General features: G+C 30.1%; 21 protein-coding genes and 1 pseudogene. 7 read left to right on the top strand and 15 right to left on the bottom strand.

Annotated features, from left to right (window positions below; genetic code table 11):
* From DZ68_RS10760 to DZ68_RS0105965, 3 genes are all read left to right on the top strand, one after another.
* The gene (locus DZ68_RS10760) at window positions 1–150 is read left to right on the top strand and encodes a FeoB-associated Cys-rich membrane protein (protein WP_156920223.1); all 150 of its coding nucleotides are present in this window, start codon (window positions 1–3) and stop codon (window positions 148–150) included.
* A 46-nt stretch (window positions 151–196) separates the two neighbouring features.
* On the top strand, window positions 197–352 hold the full coding sequence (locus DZ68_RS10755; RefSeq protein ID WP_156920222.1) for a hypothetical protein: 156 nt from the start codon (window positions 197–199) through the stop codon (window positions 350–352).
* 153 nt (window positions 353–505) lie between these two features.
* Entirely contained in the window at window positions 506–1,441 is a 936-nt protein-coding gene (locus tag DZ68_RS0105965) for a TIGR01212 family radical SAM protein (RefSeq protein ID WP_024790896.1), read from the top strand.
* Here DZ68_RS0105965 and DZ68_RS0105960 read toward each other — a convergent pair.
* The 3 genes from DZ68_RS0105960 to DZ68_RS0105950 all read right to left on the bottom strand — a co-directional run bounded on the left by DZ68_RS0105960 (window position 1,438) and on the right by DZ68_RS0105950 (window position 4,306).
* Window positions 1,438–2,019, bottom strand: a complete 582-nt coding sequence (locus tag DZ68_RS0105960) for an MBL fold metallo-hydrolase (protein WP_024790895.1) — start codon at window positions 2,017–2,019, stop codon at window positions 1,438–1,440. The two genes, DZ68_RS0105965 and DZ68_RS0105960, sit on opposite strands and share 4 nt — an antisense overlap.
* 207 nt (window positions 2,020–2,226) lie before the next feature.
* Entirely contained in the window at window positions 2,227–3,786 is a 1,560-nt protein-coding gene (gene rny / locus DZ68_RS0105955) for a ribonuclease Y (RefSeq protein WP_024787720.1), read from the bottom strand.
* Window positions 3,713–4,306 carry a 5-formyltetrahydrofolate cyclo-ligase gene (locus DZ68_RS0105950; protein ID WP_024787719.1) on the bottom strand — a complete coding sequence of 198 codons (594 nt, stop codon included), beginning with the start codon at window positions 4,304–4,306 and terminating at the stop codon, window positions 3,713–3,715. Before DZ68_RS0105950 ends, rny begins: the two co-directional genes overlap by 74 nt.
* A 40-nt stretch (window positions 4,307–4,346) precedes the next feature.
* Between DZ68_RS0105950 and DZ68_RS0105945 the strand changes: the two genes are divergently transcribed.
* From DZ68_RS0105945 to radA, 4 genes are read left to right on the top strand one after another with little or no spacing between them, the layout of a single operon-like run.
* Window positions 4,347–4,748: a hypothetical protein gene (locus tag DZ68_RS0105945; RefSeq protein ID WP_024787718.1), complete on the top strand. Its 402-nt coding sequence runs from the start codon at window positions 4,347–4,349 to the stop codon at window positions 4,746–4,748.
* The gene (ftsY, locus tag DZ68_RS0105940) at window positions 4,749–5,621 is read left to right on the top strand and encodes a signal recognition particle-docking protein FtsY (RefSeq protein ID WP_024787717.1); all 873 of its coding nucleotides are present in this window, start codon (window positions 4,749–4,751) and stop codon (window positions 5,619–5,621) included.
* On the top strand, window positions 5,614–5,862 hold the full coding sequence (locus DZ68_RS0105935) for a hypothetical protein (protein WP_024787716.1): 249 nt from the start codon (window positions 5,614–5,616) through the stop codon (window positions 5,860–5,862). Before ftsY ends, DZ68_RS0105935 begins: the two co-directional genes overlap by 8 nt.
* Complete coding sequence (gene radA / locus DZ68_RS0105930; RefSeq protein ID WP_024787715.1) at window positions 5,849–7,147, top strand: DNA repair protein RadA; 1,299 nt, start codon at window positions 5,849–5,851, stop codon at window positions 7,145–7,147. Before DZ68_RS0105935 ends, radA begins: the two co-directional genes overlap by 14 nt.
* 18 nt (window positions 7,148–7,165) lie before the next feature.
* Here radA and DZ68_RS0105925 read toward each other — a convergent pair whose 3' ends face one another.
* The 12 genes and pseudogenes from DZ68_RS0105925 to DZ68_RS11360 form a co-directional block, all read right to left on the bottom strand.
* On the bottom strand, window positions 7,166–7,744 hold the full coding sequence (locus DZ68_RS0105925; RefSeq protein WP_024787714.1) for a V-type ATP synthase subunit D: 579 nt from the start codon (window positions 7,742–7,744) through the stop codon (window positions 7,166–7,168).
* Window positions 7,737–9,062: a V-type ATP synthase subunit B gene (locus tag DZ68_RS0105920; RefSeq protein ID WP_024787713.1), complete on the bottom strand. Its 1,326-nt coding sequence runs from the start codon at window positions 9,060–9,062 to the stop codon at window positions 7,737–7,739. Before DZ68_RS0105920 ends, DZ68_RS0105925 begins: the two co-directional genes overlap by 8 nt.
* 1 nt (window position 9,063) lies before the next feature.
* Window positions 9,064–10,779, bottom strand: coding sequence for a V-type ATP synthase subunit A (locus DZ68_RS0105915; protein ID WP_024787712.1), 1,716 nt, complete (start codon window positions 10,777–10,779; stop codon window positions 9,064–9,066).
* Window positions 10,773–11,276: a hypothetical protein gene (locus tag DZ68_RS0105910; RefSeq protein ID WP_024787711.1), complete on the bottom strand. Its 504-nt coding sequence runs from the start codon at window positions 11,274–11,276 to the stop codon at window positions 10,773–10,775. Before DZ68_RS0105910 ends, DZ68_RS0105915 begins: the two co-directional genes overlap by 7 nt.
* Entirely contained in the window at window positions 11,254–11,547 is a 294-nt protein-coding gene (locus DZ68_RS0105905; RefSeq protein WP_024787710.1) for a V-type ATP synthase subunit F, read from the bottom strand. Before DZ68_RS0105905 ends, DZ68_RS0105910 begins: the two co-directional genes overlap by 23 nt.
* Window positions 11,544–11,822, bottom strand: coding sequence for an ATP synthase subunit C (locus DZ68_RS0105900; RefSeq protein ID WP_024787709.1), 279 nt, complete (start codon window positions 11,820–11,822; stop codon window positions 11,544–11,546). Before DZ68_RS0105900 ends, DZ68_RS0105905 begins: the two co-directional genes overlap by 4 nt.
* Window positions 11,797–13,512 carry a V-type ATP synthase subunit I gene (locus DZ68_RS0105895; protein ID WP_024790894.1) on the bottom strand — a complete coding sequence of 572 codons (1,716 nt, stop codon included), beginning with the start codon at window positions 13,510–13,512 and terminating at the stop codon, window positions 11,797–11,799. The genes DZ68_RS0105900 and DZ68_RS0105895 overlap by 26 nt, the downstream gene beginning before the upstream one ends.
* Window positions 13,512–14,246 carry a V-type ATPase subunit gene (locus DZ68_RS0105890; protein WP_024790893.1) on the bottom strand — a complete coding sequence of 245 codons (735 nt, stop codon included), beginning with the start codon at window positions 14,244–14,246 and terminating at the stop codon, window positions 13,512–13,514. Before DZ68_RS0105890 ends, DZ68_RS0105895 begins: the two co-directional genes overlap by 1 nt.
* A complete protein-coding gene (locus DZ68_RS0105885) occupies window positions 14,234–14,539 on the bottom strand; it encodes a hypothetical protein (protein WP_024790892.1) in 306 nt (101 codons plus the stop codon). The genes DZ68_RS0105890 and DZ68_RS0105885 overlap by 13 nt, the downstream gene beginning before the upstream one ends.
* Before the next feature lie 31 nt (window positions 14,540–14,570).
* A complete protein-coding gene (locus DZ68_RS0105880) occupies window positions 14,571–15,389 on the bottom strand; it encodes a DnaJ domain-containing protein (RefSeq protein WP_024787705.1) in 819 nt (272 codons plus the stop codon).
* The gene (locus DZ68_RS0105875) at window positions 15,370–16,101 is read right to left on the bottom strand and encodes a class I SAM-dependent methyltransferase (protein WP_024787704.1); all 732 of its coding nucleotides are present in this window, start codon (window positions 16,099–16,101) and stop codon (window positions 15,370–15,372) included. Before DZ68_RS0105875 ends, DZ68_RS0105880 begins: the two co-directional genes overlap by 20 nt.
* Window positions 16,102–16,221, bottom strand: a pseudogene (locus tag DZ68_RS11360) (modification methylase); the annotation flags it as partial.
* Window position 16,222: the final 1 nt, after the last annotated feature.

Below are 16,222 nucleotides of genomic sequence, written 5' to 3'. Positions count from 1 at the left end.
ATGGAAAATTTAATAATTGGATTAATAGGCATAGCAAGCATATGGTATGTTTATAAATATTACACGAAAAAAGATGCCAATGGAAATTCAAATGCATGCAATACATGTAAAGGATGCTCCCATTTTAATTCATGCACTTTAAAACATTAAGGGGAAATATTTTTCTCCTGTTTTTTAAAATAATTAAAGGGAAAGGATGGAAAATACAAAAATAAGAAAAAGAAATTTAAACAAATTAAATTATATAGATTTAAAAATAGAGTTAAAAAATAAACTGATAGCTGAACTTAACAAAGCACTAAAAGAAAAAGGATTTCTTACCAACAAAGGAACTTTTTTAGAAAACATTTGAGCCCCTCTTAAAACTGTTTCTTCTTTTTTCAAATTTAAATATATTTTTATTATAAAAAATTTATTTATGAATAGAAAAATTTTTTAAACATTATTAAAACCTATATAGACTTTTCTTCTCTTTTTTGTTATAAAAAGATAAAAAAGAAGGTTGATGGATAAATTATATACATTCGGAAAATATTTAAAACAAAAATTTGATAAAAGAATAAAAAAAGTACCGATTTCAGTTCCGGGTTTCACCTGCCCGAATATTGACGGGACTAAAGCCAGGGGAGGGTGTGTGTTTTGTGAAAATGAAAGCTTTTCCCCCAATTTTAAAAAAGAAAACTTTAACCCCTTTAAAAAAGAAAACCCTCTTTTAAAAAAACAGTTAAAAGAGCTGCATTCCCAATATAATGAAACCGTAAAACTTTATAAAGATTTGTATAAAAGTGAAAAATTTTTAGTCTATTTCCAAAGTTACACAAACACTTACGCCCCTTTTTCAACTCTGAAAACACTTTATCAGGAAGCTTTGAATTTGCCCGACGCAATTGGTCTCAGCATCGGCACAAGAGCCGACAGTATAGATGAAAATACTTTAAATTATTTAAAAGAACTCAGTAAAAATTATGAAATATGGATGGAATACGGGGTTCAAAGTTCTAACAATAAAACACTTGCCAAAATAAACAGGGCCGAAATTTTTGAAGACATTGCAAAAACCATAAAAAAAACAAAAGAAATGGGGATAAATGTATGTGCTCATATAATTTTCGGACTTCCGGGGGAAACACAAAAAGATATGCTAAAATCCGTAGAAGATGTAATCAATCTCGGAGTGGATTCAGTTAAATTTCATCCGTTATATGTAACACAAAACACACTTTTAGCGCTTGAATATAAAAAAGGAAATTTTGAACCGATAGACGAAGAACTTTATATCGACACATTAATTAAAGCCATTAAAATGCTGCCGCAAAACGTATCAATACAAAGAATGACGGCAGGAACTGAAAACCTGCTTGCTCCCAAGTGGTGTAAAAACAAATCTGTTCAAATGAGCCATATTCATAAAGCCCTGTTAAAAGAAGGAATAAAGTTTTAAAGATATTCAAGCCACATCGGCAGAAATTTCTGGGCATTTTTTATTGTTGTGGCAGATCCGTGTCCCGGATAAACTTTTTTATCATAAGGAATTTTTAAAAATTTTTTGATTGATTCCTTCATATCCTCAGGATTTGAATAAGGAAAATCGACCCTTCCTATGCTTCCGTCAAATATAAAATCACCGCTAAACATAAAATCCCCTATTTCAACAGTGATACTGCCCGGTGTATGCCCCGGAAAATGACTGATTAAAATATCAAAATCCCCTATTTTATAATTACCTTCATTAAGTAAAAAATCCGGCTTTACTTTTGGAGGGTTAAAACCAAACTGGTCGTTTTCCAAGAAAAATGCATCATTTTTATGAATGTAAATTGGAATATTAAAATATTCTTTAATCTTTTTATCATCCCAGATATGGTCAAAATGTCCGTGGGTGTTTATTATTGCAACGGGGTCTTTTACATTCTCTCTTATCCATTCAAACGCCCCTATTCCAGGGTCTATTATTAATTTTTTATTTAGTATGTAACAGTTTGTCTGAAACTCTCCAAATGGCCTTGCTAAAACTTCCATTATTTACCTTAATTATTCATTTTACACCATGGCCGCTTTTCAAGCAGCCAGGTGAGCAAGCTCACTTTTCGCTTGGAACTTGGCTACTTGGTGGAACTTGACCACTTTCAATTCATAATTCATAATTCATAATTCACTACCCCGCCGCTTTGCAAGCGGCCGGGCATGCTCACCACTCACAACTCACTACTCACCATTTTCACTATTTTATGCCGCCGCAAAAGATATGGCCCTTTTTTCCCTGATAACGGTTACTTTAATTTCACCCGGAAAACTAACCTCATTTTCAATTCTTTTTGCAATTTCTCTGCTTAAAAGAACCGCCTCATCATCATTTACCAAATCGGCTTCAACTATTACCCTAACTTCTCTTCCCGCATTAAGAGCATAAGCATTTAATACCTCAGGATAAGAAGTGGCGATATTTTCTATCGATTCAACCCTTTTTAAGAATGCTTCAAGAACTTCTCTTCTTGCTCCCGGCCTTGCGGCAGAAAGGGCATCTGCCGCACAGACAGCCGCAGCTTCAATACTTTTAGCTTCTTCATGTCCGTGATGTGCTTTTATTGCATTAAGCACAACTTCCGGTTCTTTATATCTTTTACATAAATCATACCCTAACGTTACATGGTCTCCTCCAAAATCATGAGTCAGAGCTTTACCTATATCATGTAAAAGACCTGCCCTTTTTGCCAAAAGTTCGTCTCCTCCCATTTCAGCAGCCATAATGCCTGCCAAATGTGCAACTTCCAAAGAGTGCGCAAGTGCATTTTGTCCGTAACTTGCACGGTATTTAAGCCTTCCTATTAATTTGACAATTTCGGGATGTATTTTGGCACTTGTAAGTCCTAAATCTATTATTATATCTTCACCCTCTTTTAAAACTTTTTCTTCAAATTCATCTGTAACTTTTTTATAAATCTCTTCGATTCTGGCAGGCTGGATTCTTCCGTCTTCCACCAACCTTTTTATGGTTTCAACTGCAATTTGACGTCTGTAAATATTGAAACTGCTGACAGTTATGGCTTCCGGGGTATCGTCTATTATAATATCGCAGCCTGTCACCATTTCAAGTGTTTTTATGTTTTTACCCTCTTTTCCTATAATTCTGCCTTTCATTTCATCATCTCCTATTGGAACAACATTTATAAGCCTCTCACCTGCAAAATCTCCTGCATATCTCGTAGTTGCCTGTGCTATTATAAACTGCGCTTCTTTTTTTGCGTTATTTTCAGCTTCTTTGATAATTTTTCTGGTAAGATGCGCCACATCATCTTTTAAATCCTCTTTTAAGGAATTTAATAAAATTTCTTTTGCTTCATCTTTTGTAAGACCTGCCGCATTTTCAAGTTTTTCCTGAAGTATTTTTATTTTTTGGTTAAAAGTGTTTTTTAATTTTTCAATAACTTTTTTTTCTTTTTCAAATAAATTCTTTTCCCGTTCAAGTTTTTGTGCATCCTGCATTTGCTGCTCAACCAATTCTTCAATTTCTTCTTCTTTTTTCAAAATTTCATTTAATTTGTTTTCATACTCTTTTTGAAGCTCGATTTTTTGTTTTTCCAAAGAATTTTTAGCTTCAAGTTCTATTTCTTTTGATTTTGATTTTGTATTTTCAAGCAAAATTTCAGCTTCATGTTCAATAGCTTTTGCTTTGGCTTTGGCTTCTGAAAGATAAATATCATATTTTGCCACATCAATTTTTCTGGCTATAAAGTATCCCGCCAGAGCGGATAATATCGAAACGGCTAAAATTATTAAAACGTTCATTTTTTCTCCTTATATTAAAACTTATATATTCATCCGCCTTAATATCAAACTTATCTGCCACATTTAATTTTGTGGCGCAAGGCGTTAACTGCAAGAAAACAATTTTTGGTTTATATTTGAGATTGGCGAAAAATCTGTCATACATTCCTTTGCCAAACCCTATTCTTTGAAAATTTTGTGTTATTCCCACAACAGGCACTATTGCAAGATCTATTTTTTGTAAAGTTTTTTGTTTGTTTACAGGCTCGAAAATTGAGAATTTTTTCTTTTTTATCGGCAATTGATATTTTACCATCTTAAAGCTTAAATCTTGCATAAACGGGACGAAAATATTCTTTTTTTCTCTTCTTAAAGCGTTAATCACCCCTTTTATATCAGGCTCGTTTTTCAAAGGGATAAAAAAAAGTATATTTTTATAATTTTTCGCCAGATTGTAAATTTCTTTTGATATTTTCTTTGAAAGCAAATATCTGTTATAAATTTTTTTATCCAAACACTTTTTTCTAAATTTGTTTTTCATTTTTATACCTTTTTGATAAAATTACATAAAAAGGACTGGTTTGAAATATTTTTTTTTAATAATTCTTATATTTTTAGGCTGCAACAATTATCATACAAAAAATAGCAATAATTTGCAAAAATCTAAAACAAAAATCACTAAAAAAACCCTGGAATCAAACATTACGGTTATTAGGTTAAATGATATAAATTTAACATTCAAAAATAAAAAATTAATTTATCCCAATAAAAAAACTTATCTTCTTTTTTATAATAAATCAAATTATTCAAAAATGCAAGAAGATGTCTTAAATTACCTGAAAATCAAATATATAAAAACAGACAATAAATTTTTACAGGATTATTTTAAAATAAAAATCTATCCTACCACTGTTATTTTAGATAAAAACAAAACCGTAAAATTAGAAAATTTCACACCTGTTGAAATATTAAAAGGATTTTAAATGTTCAAAATTTTAAAAAAAAGTTTAAATAAAACAAAAGAAGCAATTAAGCAGATTGTGGGAGTAGAAAAAAAAGAAAAAATTCCAAAAGATTTGCTTGAAGAAGCTTTAATTGAAGCGGACATAGATTATGATTTGGTAGAAAAACTTCTAAACAAACTTCCAAATGAGGTAAGCAGAGAAAGACTTAAAAAAGAATTGGATAAAATTTTTAATCTGCCTGAAAACAAAATTGAAATAAACGATAAACCGTATGTATTTTTAATTATCGGGGTAAACGGAGCTGGAAAAACAACAACAATTGCCAAATTAGCATACAAATTCAAAAATGACGGTTATTCTGTAATCTTAGGGGCTGCGGACACTTTCAGGGCTGCTGCAATCGAACAGCTTAGCCGATGGGCTGAAATTTTAGATGTTCCTATTATAAAAACCCGTCAGGGGCATGACCCGGCGGCGGTGACTTACGACACTATAAGCTCGGCTAAAGCAAAAGGATTTGATATAGCACTTATTGATACTGCGGGAAGGCTTCATAACAAAAAAAATCTTCAAAATGAACTTAAAAAAATAGTAAATGTCGCAAAAAAAGCATATCCTAACGCACCTCAAAAAAAATTTTTGGTAATTGACGCAACACAGGGAAGCAGTGCAATAAACCAGGCGAAAATATTTAACGAAGTTGTGGGAATCGACGGAATAATTGTCACAAAACTGGACGGAACAGCCAAAGGCGGAAGTTTATTCAGCATAGTAAATGAACTTAAAATCCCTATATATTTTGTAGGGGTCGGAGAAAAAAAAGAAGATTTAATTGAATTTGATAAAAATGAATTTATAGAAGGAATGTTAGAGGGCATTTACAGTGAATAACATAGTTTTTTATTTTGGAAGCATTATTATAATAGTTTTTTTTACAGGCCTTGCAATAAAAAGATTTAAAGAAGACGATGAAATTGATTTAAAAAAACATAAATGGATTGTGGCAATATATATTATATTACTTGTAATGGCCATAATCTCCTGGAGAATTTTAGATTTGATGGTTGAGGCAAAAATGATGCAGATAAATAAATACAATAAAACGATAGAAGAATTCAATGGCAAAAAATAAAACGGCTTACGAATGCACCGAGTGCGGTTACAAAAGCGCAAAATGGATGGGAAAATGCCCCGCCTGCGGAGCGTGGGACAGCTTTGTTGAAGTAAGTGAAACAAAAAAAAGCAAAACATCTTCAAAACCTTCAAAAATTATAAAATTCGAAAATATTGAAAAAGAGGAAATTGAGCGTTTTTCATCTTTAGACAGTGAACTCGATTTGGTATTGGGCGGCGGCATAGTGCCGGGCAGTTTAGTATTAATAGGCGGAAGCCCGGGAGTTGGAAAATCAACATTAATGCTGAAACTTGCGGGAAAACTTAATAAAAAAGTTTTATATGTGGCAGGGGAAGAAAGCCCAGGGCAAATAAAACTGAGGGCTGAAAGGCTCGGCATTAAAAATAAAAATCTTTTTATTATGCCCGAAATTGTAATTGAAAACATACTTGAAGAAATAAAAAATTATGATTTGGTAATAATAGATTCCATTCAGACAATCTATTCAGAAAACCTTTCATCAGCCCCCGGAAGTGTTTCGCAGGTCAGGGAAGCTACATTTGAGCTTATGAGGGTGGCAAAAGAGACTAAAATCCCTGTTTTTATAATAGGCCACATCACAAAAGAAGGCTCAATTGCCGGGCCAAGGGTGCTTGAGCATATGGTAGACACGGTTTTATATTTTGAAGGGGATGCAAGCCGGGAACTTAGGATTCTCAGGGCATTTAAAAACAGATTCGGTTCAACCAGCGAAATAGGTATTTTTGAAATGACAAAACAGGGATTAGTCAGTGCAAAAAACAGAAGCTTCTTTTCAAAAAAAGCGCTTCCCGGAAGTGCAATTACAGTAATACTTGAAGGGACTCGTCCAATAGTTCTCGAAGTTCAGGCACTGGTCAGTGAAAGCTACGGCATACCCAAAAGAAGCGCTACCGGATTTGACCTCGCTAGACTCAATATGATTTTGGCTTTGCTTGAAAAAAAACTAAATCTCCCTTTTAATCAATACGATGTTTTCGTAAATGTAACAGGTGGAATAAAAATAAACGAAACGGCAGCGGATTTAGCCGTTATTGCCGCAATAGTAAGTTCATTCAGAAACAGACCCATCAGCAAAGAAACAGTTTTTATCGGGGAGGTAAGCCTGGTCGGAGACATAAGGGAAATCCCCGGGCTTGACATAAGGGTAAAAGAAGCAGCAAATTTAGGATTTAAAAAAGCCATTGTGCCAACTTTACCTATTGAAAAACCCCTAAAATGCTATGAAGTAAAAGAAGTAGAAAAACTGATTGAATGGATGTAATAGCAATTGAAAATTAAATTAATAATTTTTTAATTTTTTAATAATACTAATAAATTCTCTTTCATTTTCTTCTAAATGATTTTTAATTTCTTTTATTTCTTTTTCATATTTTGGTGTATAATAAAATTTAAGGGCATTTACTCTAATCATTGTTTTTTTAAGTTCTTCTGAAAGTTTCCATATTTTAATCTCCATTTCGCTGAGTTCTAAAATCATTTTTAATGCTTCAAAAAAATTTTCCCTTGCTAAATCTGTGAAAATATTCGAATCTATTTTTATATTAGGTTTTGATGATATTTTAAAATCAATTTTTGGTACAACAAGACCTAAAAATGTTTTTTCAACTACTTTTAATTCAGTTTTAACAAAGCCTTCTTTTTCAATTTTTCCACTGTTTTCCATAAAAGCTTTTATCAAAACATTATAACAGCTCCTCATATGCTCGTTAAGTTTTTTTCTTCTTGTATCAACAATATCAACTATTTTCATTATTTCTTTAATAAGTGCGTCTCTTTTTTGTTCAAGTACATTTTCTCCTTCTTTTATTATTTCAAGTTCGGTTTTTAATTCCAATAAGGTGGTTTTATTCTTAACCATTTATATACTTTTTAATCTCTTCGTCAGTAAGACGTATAAGTTCACTTTCAGGAAGTATTTTTAATAATTCCCAGCCTTTGTTAAATGTTTCTTCAAAAGTTCTGCCAATATCCTGATTTATAAATTCTTTTTCAAATTTTTTTGAAAAAAGAAGATATTTTTTTTCTGTTTCGCTTAACTCCTCTTCTCCTATAATTGAGGCAAACATTTCTATTTTTTTTGCTTTGGCATATGAAGAATAAAGCTGTGAAGCAAACCGTTTATGTGTTTTATCTATTGCTGAATTCATAAGTCTTGAAAGAGAGGTTAAAACATTTACGGGTGGAAAAATACCTTTTTTGTATAAATTTCTATCCATCGTTATTTGACCTTCAGTAATATAACCTGTCAAATCAGGAATCGGATGCGTTATGTCATCATCGGGAAGTGTCAGTATTGGAATTTGCGTAATAGAACCTTCTTTTCCTTTTAAAATACCGGCCCTTTCATAAATACTCGCCAAATCACTGTACATATAACCTGGATATCCTTTTTTACCCGGAATTTCTTCTTTTTTAGCTGAAATTTCCCTTAAAGCATTTGCATAATTTGTCATATCATAAAGAATCACTATTACATTTTTACCTTTTTCAAAAGCCATATATTCTGCAAATGTCAGCGCACTTCTTGGCAATACAAGTGAATTTACGGCAGGTTCGTTGGCAAGATTCAAAAACACCGTTACATTTTGATTATTTTTTACAATATTGTCAATTAAAAATTCGGCTCTTTCATGCCTCAGTCCTATTGCCCCAAGAATTACAACAGAATTTTCAATTTCTATCTGGGTGGCCAGTTTAGCGACAAATTCATCGTTGGGAAGGCCGCTTAATGCAAAAATTGGAAGTTTTTGCCCTTTTATAAGGGTATTTAATGCATCAATTGAGCTAAACCCTGTTTTTACAATGTCCTTGGGATAAAGTCTTTTTGCAGGATTATATGCCCCTACATTGATATTTTGATATTTTTCTACGTTTACTATACTCTTATCTAAAATTTCTCCAAAAGAATTTAACACTTTTCCGCTCATCTCTTCACTAAGAGGTATTTGTACAGGTTTGTATTTGAATTCAACCTTTATATTTTGTAAATCAAGTTCATAAACTTCACCTAATATTTCTATAACGGTAATTTGTTCATTTATAGAAGAGACAATTCCCTTTAAAATCTTTTCATTTGAACGGATAGCAACTTCTTCGTTTAACCCCACATTTTCTACTGTTTCAAAGAAAAGCAGATTTCCTTTTATTTCAAGCGCACCCTCATATTCAATTCTCATGTTATTCTCCGTAATTTTTTATAAAATCTTCATAATACTGCTTTATTTTATCCCTTAAATCTTTATATTTTTCATATTCATCATTTTTTATAAAATATTTACTCTGTATAAATTCGTTTATTATTTTTTGATTTTTTAATATTTCTACAGGAATTTTCTGAACCATCCCCTGCTTGAAAATATTATAAATTAACAAAATGGTTTTTGCAATTTCCATCTGTTTTTCAGCTGAACAGAACGCATCCACCTCATCAAAGGCATTTTGCTGTAAAAAAGCCTCTTTTATAATTTCCGCAATATAAACGGTTAACTTTTCTTCTTCAGGTAAAGCCTGAATCCCTAAAAGTTTAACAATTTTTTGAAGCTGCTCGTCTTTTGAAAGAATATTGTTAAACTCCTGTCTGATTTCACTCCAATTTCCTATTTTTCCCCACCACTGTTTTAAATTTTCAATATAGTTGGAATAACTGTTCAAGTAATTGATTGCAGGATAAAATCTTGCATTTGCAAGTGTCTTATCAAGAGCCCAGAAAACGCTTGTAAATCTTTTGGTATGTATAGTAATCGGTTCTGAAAAATCCCCTCCTGCAGGAGAAACCGCACCTATTATGCTTAAAGAACCGGCCTCTTTATTTACCGTTTCAATTTTTCCGGCCCTTTCATAAATAGAAGCGATTTTTGACGAAACATCTGCAGGATAACCCTCTTCCATCGGAAGCTCACCCATTCTGCTGGAAAGTTCTCTCATAGCTTCAGCCCATCTTGAAGTAGAATCTGCCATTAAAGCCACACTATATCCCATATCCCTAAAATATTCACCTATGGTAATGCCAAGATATATGGATGATTCTCTTGCGGAAACGGGCATATCTGACGTATTGGCTATTAAAACAGTTCTGTTCATTAAAGGCTGTTTGGTTCTAGGATCAATTAATTTGGGAAATTCTTCTAAAATTTCGGTCATTTCATTGCCTCTCTCACCGCACCCGATATAAATTATCACATCCGCATTACAATATTTTGCCAGTGTTTGCTGCAAAACGGTTTTTCCTGTTCCAAACCCCCCAGGAATTGAAGCACTCCCGCCTTTACTTATAGGAAACATAAAATCTATAATTCTCTGTCCTGTAATTAACGGCTCGTCTAACGGCACCCTTTTTATTTTATTTGTAATCCTTAGGGGTCTTTTTGTAAGCATTTGAACACTGTTTTCCCCAACTATTGCAATTGTTTCTTTTATATTAAACTCCCCTTCTTTTAAACCCTCTATTATTCCTTCAAATTCACTTAAAATTTTATATACAAAATTATTATCCTCCACCAATCCTAAAATCTGCCCTCTTTTTATATATTCCCCGTTTTTTACAGAAGGTTTGAAATAATATTTCTTTTCCATATCCAAAGGAAAAGATTTTGCCCCTTTTACAATTCTTTCTTCTAAATTAAACAAATTCCTTTGAATTCCGTCATAAACGCTTCCCAAAATTCCGGGGGCTAAATATGCACTTAAAAGAGAAGAAGTCAGTTTTACATTTTCTTTAAGTTTAAGAGATGTTGTATCCTCATATACCTGGATTGTAATTTCATTTTTTGTAACCCTTATAATTTCACCTATTAATTCATTCTCCCCTACATAAACACACTCGTTCATTAAAGGATTTTCATTTTTATATCTTGCATTTACAATAGGCCCGTTTACTGAAGTGATTTCTACCATTTTAAACTCTTTAATTTGTTTTCTATAATTTCATTAAAATCCAAAACAATGTTTTTTCTTTTATATTTAAAAATAACCGTTTTTAATTTATGCTTTTTTATTGTAAACTTTGAAGTAATGTTTACATCCTCGGGAATAAACAGTTCGCCTTCAAAATATTCTTTTTCGAGTTTTTTAATAAAACAGTTTATTAGATAATCTTTTTCTTTTTCAATTTTTTCCATAATCAAACTTTTCATAACATCATATTTTTTCTTAAAAAAATTATTATATAAATCAATATAATGCTTGGTAATTTGAAGTTTTTTTATTTTTATAAGCTTTTCATATTTTTCTTTTAATAATTTTCTTTCTGTTGAAATATCAAGCTGCTTTAAATATTCTTCTTTTTCTTTTTTGATTTTTATTTTAGCCTCATTTATCTTTTTGTTTCTCTCTTCAATGGCTTCTTTTAAAGTTTCTTCTTCTAAAAACTTAAAGTCTGATTCCAAGAACATTTGAAAGATACCTTTTTATATTTTCGTTTAAATATGTTTTTTCAAAAGAAGGGACAAACACAATAGAAGGCACGGCTTTTTTTTTGATAAAATGGGAAAAATTTTCTTTAAAAATTTCATAATACCTGTCTGCAATAATAATTAAACCCACATCTTTATCTTTAATTACTTCTTTGAAATCTTTTTTAAAATCGCCGACTTCCAGCGTGCCTATCCCACACAGAGAAAAACCGATACACTCTTCTTTTATTCCTAAAAAAACTATTTTCATATTTTCCCTAAAATCATAATTGAAACAATAAGACCGTATATTGCTATACCTTCAGCCAAACCTAAAAATATAAGAGCTTTAGTTGAAATTTCAGGTTTTTCACCTATTGTCCCCATAGCAGCCGCACCCACAAGCCCTACAGCAATACCTGCTGCAATACTTGAAAGTCCCACTGAAAGGGCAGCGGCAATATATGCATATGCATTATCATCTGCAAACATTAAAACAGGCAACAAAAACAAAATAACTTTAACTCCCAAACGGTTTGTATTCATATCCTCCTCCTTCATAAAATCTTTTAAAAAATTCATAATACTCAAGTCTTAATGTCTGAATAAAAACAACAACCCCTTCCAGTATTATAATAAAAATATTGCCAAAAAAAACAACAATCCAATATCCGCTCTCATTTAACATTCTGGCAATACTGAAAATAGCCATAAACAAAGCAGCGTGAGCCAGGGCAAAAGCACCTGCTCTTACAAAAGAAATAGTATTTGTGATGTTTTCCAAAAAAGCAATCAATACTTCAAAAAATGATTCGGAGGTTTTTTTACTCTCATAAATCAAATGTCCCAAAAATACAGCCGCTAAAACAAAAAGCATAGCCAAATCTATTTTTATGGAAACATTAAAAACAAATGTTTTTACACCTATCCAGATTAACAACATATAAATCATAAAGCTTACTATTCCGTTTTCACCCCAAATTAATTTTTTTAAATTATTTTTTTTATAATTAGTAAACATAAAAATAAAAAAACCGAAACTAATAATAAAAACACCTGCTACAATACTGATAACAATCAAAGAATTTATATTTTCCAAAGGGGAAAAGGTATGAAAAATTTCAAATCCGAAACAATGCCCGTATATAACACCGAAAATCATTGATGAAATTCCGCTTAAAAAAAGAATATTGCCAAATAATGATTTTTTAGACAAAACATATCCTAAAATTGCCAAAATCAACCCCTGTCCCATATCCCCGAACATTAAACCGAACAAAAACAAAAACACAATGGCAAATGCAACTGTCGGATTTATTTCATAAGGTTTCGGAAGGGAATAATTTTTTACCAAAAGTTCAAACGGTTTAAAAATTTTAGGAGTATTCAAAAGAGTAGGCGCGTCAGTATAATCTGTTTTTTTTGAAATTAAAAAAGGAAGTTTTTCAAATCTGCTTTTTGGAATCCAGCCCTCTAAAATATAAAAACCGTCCTTTTGCTGTAAAAAACTTTTTACATCATAAATCTGATACAAATATTTTAAATGGGAATAGACTTTTATAAGTTTTTCTTTTTCTTTTTTAATATCTTCTTCAAGGGCTGTTAATACCTTTTTTTCTTTTGCGATATCTTCTTTTTTTAATAAAAATAAATCTTTATTTATCGTAATGATTGAAAATTCTTTTAAAATTTCAAAAATTTTATTATGCCTTTTAGGTGGTGAGATAAAAACAGTATATACATTATTGTTTTTTATTTCATAAACAGAAAGAATATTGTAATTCAACATTAAAAACTTTATTTTTTCAAAATGTTCAACAGGTATATTTGCACATTCAAAAGTTAAAAATTTCAAAGAATTCAGAAATTCTTTACCTGTTTTTACAATATTTAAAAAAGTGTTTAATTTATTTAAGTTTTCTTCTTTTCTTAAAATTTCTTTTTTTAAATTGATATATTTTTCAAATTTTTCAGAAATACCCATTAAATATTTTTCAATTTCATCAAGCGTAAAATTTTCTTTTTTTGCATTAACAGGAGGAACTTGAGAAATTGAAATATATTTTTTTGCAATTGCAAGTAAATTTTTTACTTTATAAAACTCTTCTTTGAAAAGTCTATTTTCTTCTTTTTTTATATGTAAAATCTTTTTTTTAATTAAAAAATCCAAAAAATCATCTATCTTATCTTCAGGAACTTTAAAGGTTACCTTATACATTGTTTCAGGAAAAAGCATTACACAACCATTTTTTTTATTTCTTGCTTGTCTAGGGAATATTTCAATCCTATGACAAAAGAAGAAATATTTTTAATTTCTTTTTGTTTAATCTGCAAGAACACAAAAGGCACTGAAAGCTTAAAAGGATATCCATACCACACTTGTCTTAAAAAATCATAATAATTATCAAAAAGTGCTTTTTTAACCAGAGAATAATCATTTACATTTAATCCCAGCTTACTTGAAAAATCATATAAATTTTCTGATGACGCTATTTCTTTAAGTTCCGATAATGATTTGTTTCCGTATGGAATAAGATATGCGAAAAATTTTTCTATTTTAAGAGAATATATTATTTTATATTTTAAAATGGTAATTAGATTAAGGACATCAACATAATTTTTTATTATTTTTTCTATATCTTTTTTGTCATTTTTTGAAATTTTAAAAACAGCTTTTTTTAAATCATCAATATTTGGATTTTTTTCAAAAAAAAAGAGAGTAAATAAATGTTTTTCATTTTTATTTAGATTTTTTGTTATTTTAAAAAATAAATTTAGATAATAATTTTTTAATGAAATCAATAAATCATCATTTTTTGGAGAAATTAAAAAATTTTTATAAACAGTTGTTTGAAGCAATGAATATAAATCAGAGAGATTATTACACTCAAAAAGTTTTTCTTTTGAAATTTCTTTTGTTTTAAGACTTCTTACCAAAGCATTTATATATGCATATTTTAATGCGGACATAATTCTTCTTTTATGCTTTCAAAAATTTTATTAATCTGTTTCTTTTCATCAAAATTTAAAAAATTTAATTTTTCTTCATATTTTTTAATTATTTCTTTTTTATAATTTTCTATTTCTTTTTTCATCTGTTTTTGTAAAATATTTTCATATTTTTTAATGTCTACCTGAAAAGATTTAAGAATTTCCCTTTTTTCTTCTTCCCACACTTCATACATATCAGAAATTTCACTGTTTGCTGAAGCAATTATCTCAAAAGCTTTTTGGTCTAATTTTAAAATATCTTCAATATCCATAAAAATACCTTTTTTTTATTATATCGAAAATTTAACGGCTTGCTCTGTTATTATAATATTCTTCCAAAAGCTCATAACTCTCTTTTACCCTTCTGAATTTTTTATCATATATTTTTCTAATAAGCTCTGGTTTAGTCCTGTGTAAATCGGGATGATATTTTTTTGCAAGACGTCTGTATTCTTTTTTTATTTTATTCCATTCATAAATATTATCGACACCGAATAATTCCAATGCATTTTTTATTTTAGTTAAATATTCTTTTAACGAACCTTCGACGTTAAAACTCTCAGTGCTTTCAAATTCCTCTTTTTTTACCCTAAATTCAACCTTATATCCCATAACGGAATACTTTGAAATAAGGGCACTTACCAATCTTTTACTCTCCCCGTTCAGCGAAACGATAATTTTATCTTTGCTAAAATCCAAAATATCAAATAGAAAAATCCCTTTTATATAATTAAAAACTTTTTCTTTCGGATTTGCAAAAAGAATTTCAAACTCTTTGGAAGAAATTTTTCTAACAGTAATATAAACTGCTTTTTCATCAAATAAAACCTGATATTTTTTTATTTTTACAATACAGTCTTTTTTAAAATTTAAAATAAGTTTTTTATATGTGGCTTTATTAAAATCTTTTCTCTTTTTATACATATTGCCAATGGCGTTTATCAACAATTTGTGTTTTTCAATATTATTTTTGTCAAAATAAATTTTATAAACATTCTCTTTTATTTCAAGTTTATTGAAAGAAAGTCTGATGAATTCTATAAAACCCTTTATCTTAAATCTTGAATCTATAACAACTTCAATATTGTCAGCAATTTTTATTTCAAATATCCTGTCGTCCATTTTTCTTTGCTATTATTAATGTCGCAACGGGAAAGATAAGTTTTTCTTTCATTACTATTTCATAACCTTTTAAATTTTTTAAAATATCCTCTTCATTCAATGAATTTATACTTTTCCCCAGCAACTTATATTCCTCTTTCATTCCAAGCAGTATCCCGGCAATTAAAGGCACTATTTTATTCATGTACCACATAATTAATTTAGCTATCAATGAATCGTTTTTTACCATTTCCACAATTGCAAAATATCCCCCATCTTTTAAATGAGCCGTTAAATTATTCATTCCTTTTTGTAAATTATCAAAATTCCTAAGTCCCATAAAAGAAGTAATCAAATCCGCTTTTTCATCAATCTTAAAATTCTCAGCCGTATCTTGAATAATTATATATTCTTTTTTATCTTTTTTTAACTTAATATACTGTCTTTCCTGGAACTGTACTTCAAATTTTTCTTCCTCAAATCCGGCACTCTTAAATTTTTCCACCATTATTTTTACCATTTCAGAGCTTGGTTCTATAAAATAAATCTTATCAAAACCTGTTTTTGCCATTTCGCCCGTAGCACTTGCCGCGTCAATCATCACCCCGTTTTTTATAAATTTTTTTATTTTTCTGATAAACATACATCTCCAGATTTCTTCTATCCCGAAACTGACTATTTTTGTAGCCAAATCATAACGGCGGGCAAGTTTGTCGTATATTTTTACATCCATCTATTTCCTTAAAATGTGCAAATATTCATAAGTTTTATCAGCTTTATGGTTTCTGTTACTATCAGCTTTAAATCTTTGATACTCTTTTTTTACTAATTCGTATTTTCCATATTTAGACATA

Source organism: Lebetimonas sp. JS085 (assembly GCF_000523295.1).
Taxonomy (GTDB): Bacteria; Campylobacterota; Campylobacteria; order Campylobacterales; family Nautiliaceae; genus Lebetimonas.
The sequence above is the reverse complement of the archived record's forward strand: the minus strand, read 5'-3'. Positions and strand labels throughout refer to the sequence as shown.

Coding starts and splice junctions, on each gene's coding strand:
- DZ68_RS10760 (WP_156920223.1), top strand. CDS start 1: ATGGAAAATTTAATAATTGGATTAATAGGCATAGCAAGCATATGGTAT.
- DZ68_RS0105875 (WP_024787704.1), bottom strand. CDS start 16,101: ATGGATGTAAAAATATACGACAAACTTGCCCGCCGTTATGATTTGGCT.
- DZ68_RS0105950 (WP_024787719.1), bottom strand. CDS start 4,306: ATGAAAAACAAATTTAGAAAAAAGTGTTTGGATAAAAAAATTTATAAC.
- DZ68_RS0105880 (WP_024787705.1), bottom strand. CDS start 15,389: ATGGACGACAGGATATTTGAAATAAAAATTGCTGACAATATTGAAGTT.
- DZ68_RS0105900 (WP_024787709.1), bottom strand. CDS start 11,822: ATGAATACAAACCGTTTGGGAGTTAAAGTTATTTTGTTTTTGTTGCCT.
- DZ68_RS0105960 (WP_024790895.1), bottom strand. CDS start 2,019: ATGGAAGTTTTAGCAAGGCCATTTGGAGAGTTTCAGACAAACTGTTAC.
- DZ68_RS0105925 (WP_024787714.1), bottom strand. CDS start 7,744: ATGGTTAAGAATAAAACCACCTTATTGGAATTAAAAACCGAACTTGAA.
- DZ68_RS10755 (WP_156920222.1), top strand. CDS start 197: ATGGAAAATACAAAAATAAGAAAAAGAAATTTAAACAAATTAAATTAT.
- ftsY (WP_024787717.1), top strand. CDS start 4,749: ATGTTCAAAATTTTAAAAAAAAGTTTAAATAAAACAAAAGAAGCAATT.
- DZ68_RS0105910 (WP_024787711.1), bottom strand. CDS start 11,276: ATGTTCTTGGAATCAGACTTTAAGTTTTTAGAAGAAGAAACTTTAAAA.
- DZ68_RS0105915 (WP_024787712.1), bottom strand. CDS start 10,779: ATGGTAGAAATCACTTCAGTAAACGGGCCTATTGTAAATGCAAGATAT.
- DZ68_RS0105885 (WP_024790892.1), bottom strand. CDS start 14,539: ATGGATATTGAAGATATTTTAAAATTAGACCAAAAAGCTTTTGAGATA.
- radA (WP_024787715.1), top strand. CDS start 5,849: ATGGCAAAAAATAAAACGGCTTACGAATGCACCGAGTGCGGTTACAAA.
- rny (WP_024787720.1), bottom strand. CDS start 3,786: ATGAACGTTTTAATAATTTTAGCCGTTTCGATATTATCCGCTCTGGCG.
- DZ68_RS0105920 (WP_024787713.1), bottom strand. CDS start 9,062: ATGAGAATTGAATATGAGGGTGCGCTTGAAATAAAAGGAAATCTGCTT.
- DZ68_RS0105890 (WP_024790893.1), bottom strand. CDS start 14,246: ATGTCCGCATTAAAATATGCATATATAAATGCTTTGGTAAGAAGTCTT.
- DZ68_RS0105905 (WP_024787710.1), bottom strand. CDS start 11,547: ATGAAAATAGTTTTTTTAGGAATAAAAGAAGAGTGTATCGGTTTTTCT.
- DZ68_RS0105895 (WP_024790894.1), bottom strand. CDS start 13,512: ATGCTTTTTCCTGAAACAATGTATAAGGTAACCTTTAAAGTTCCTGAA.
- DZ68_RS0105965 (WP_024790896.1), top strand. CDS start 506: ATGGATAAATTATATACATTCGGAAAATATTTAAAACAAAAATTTGAT.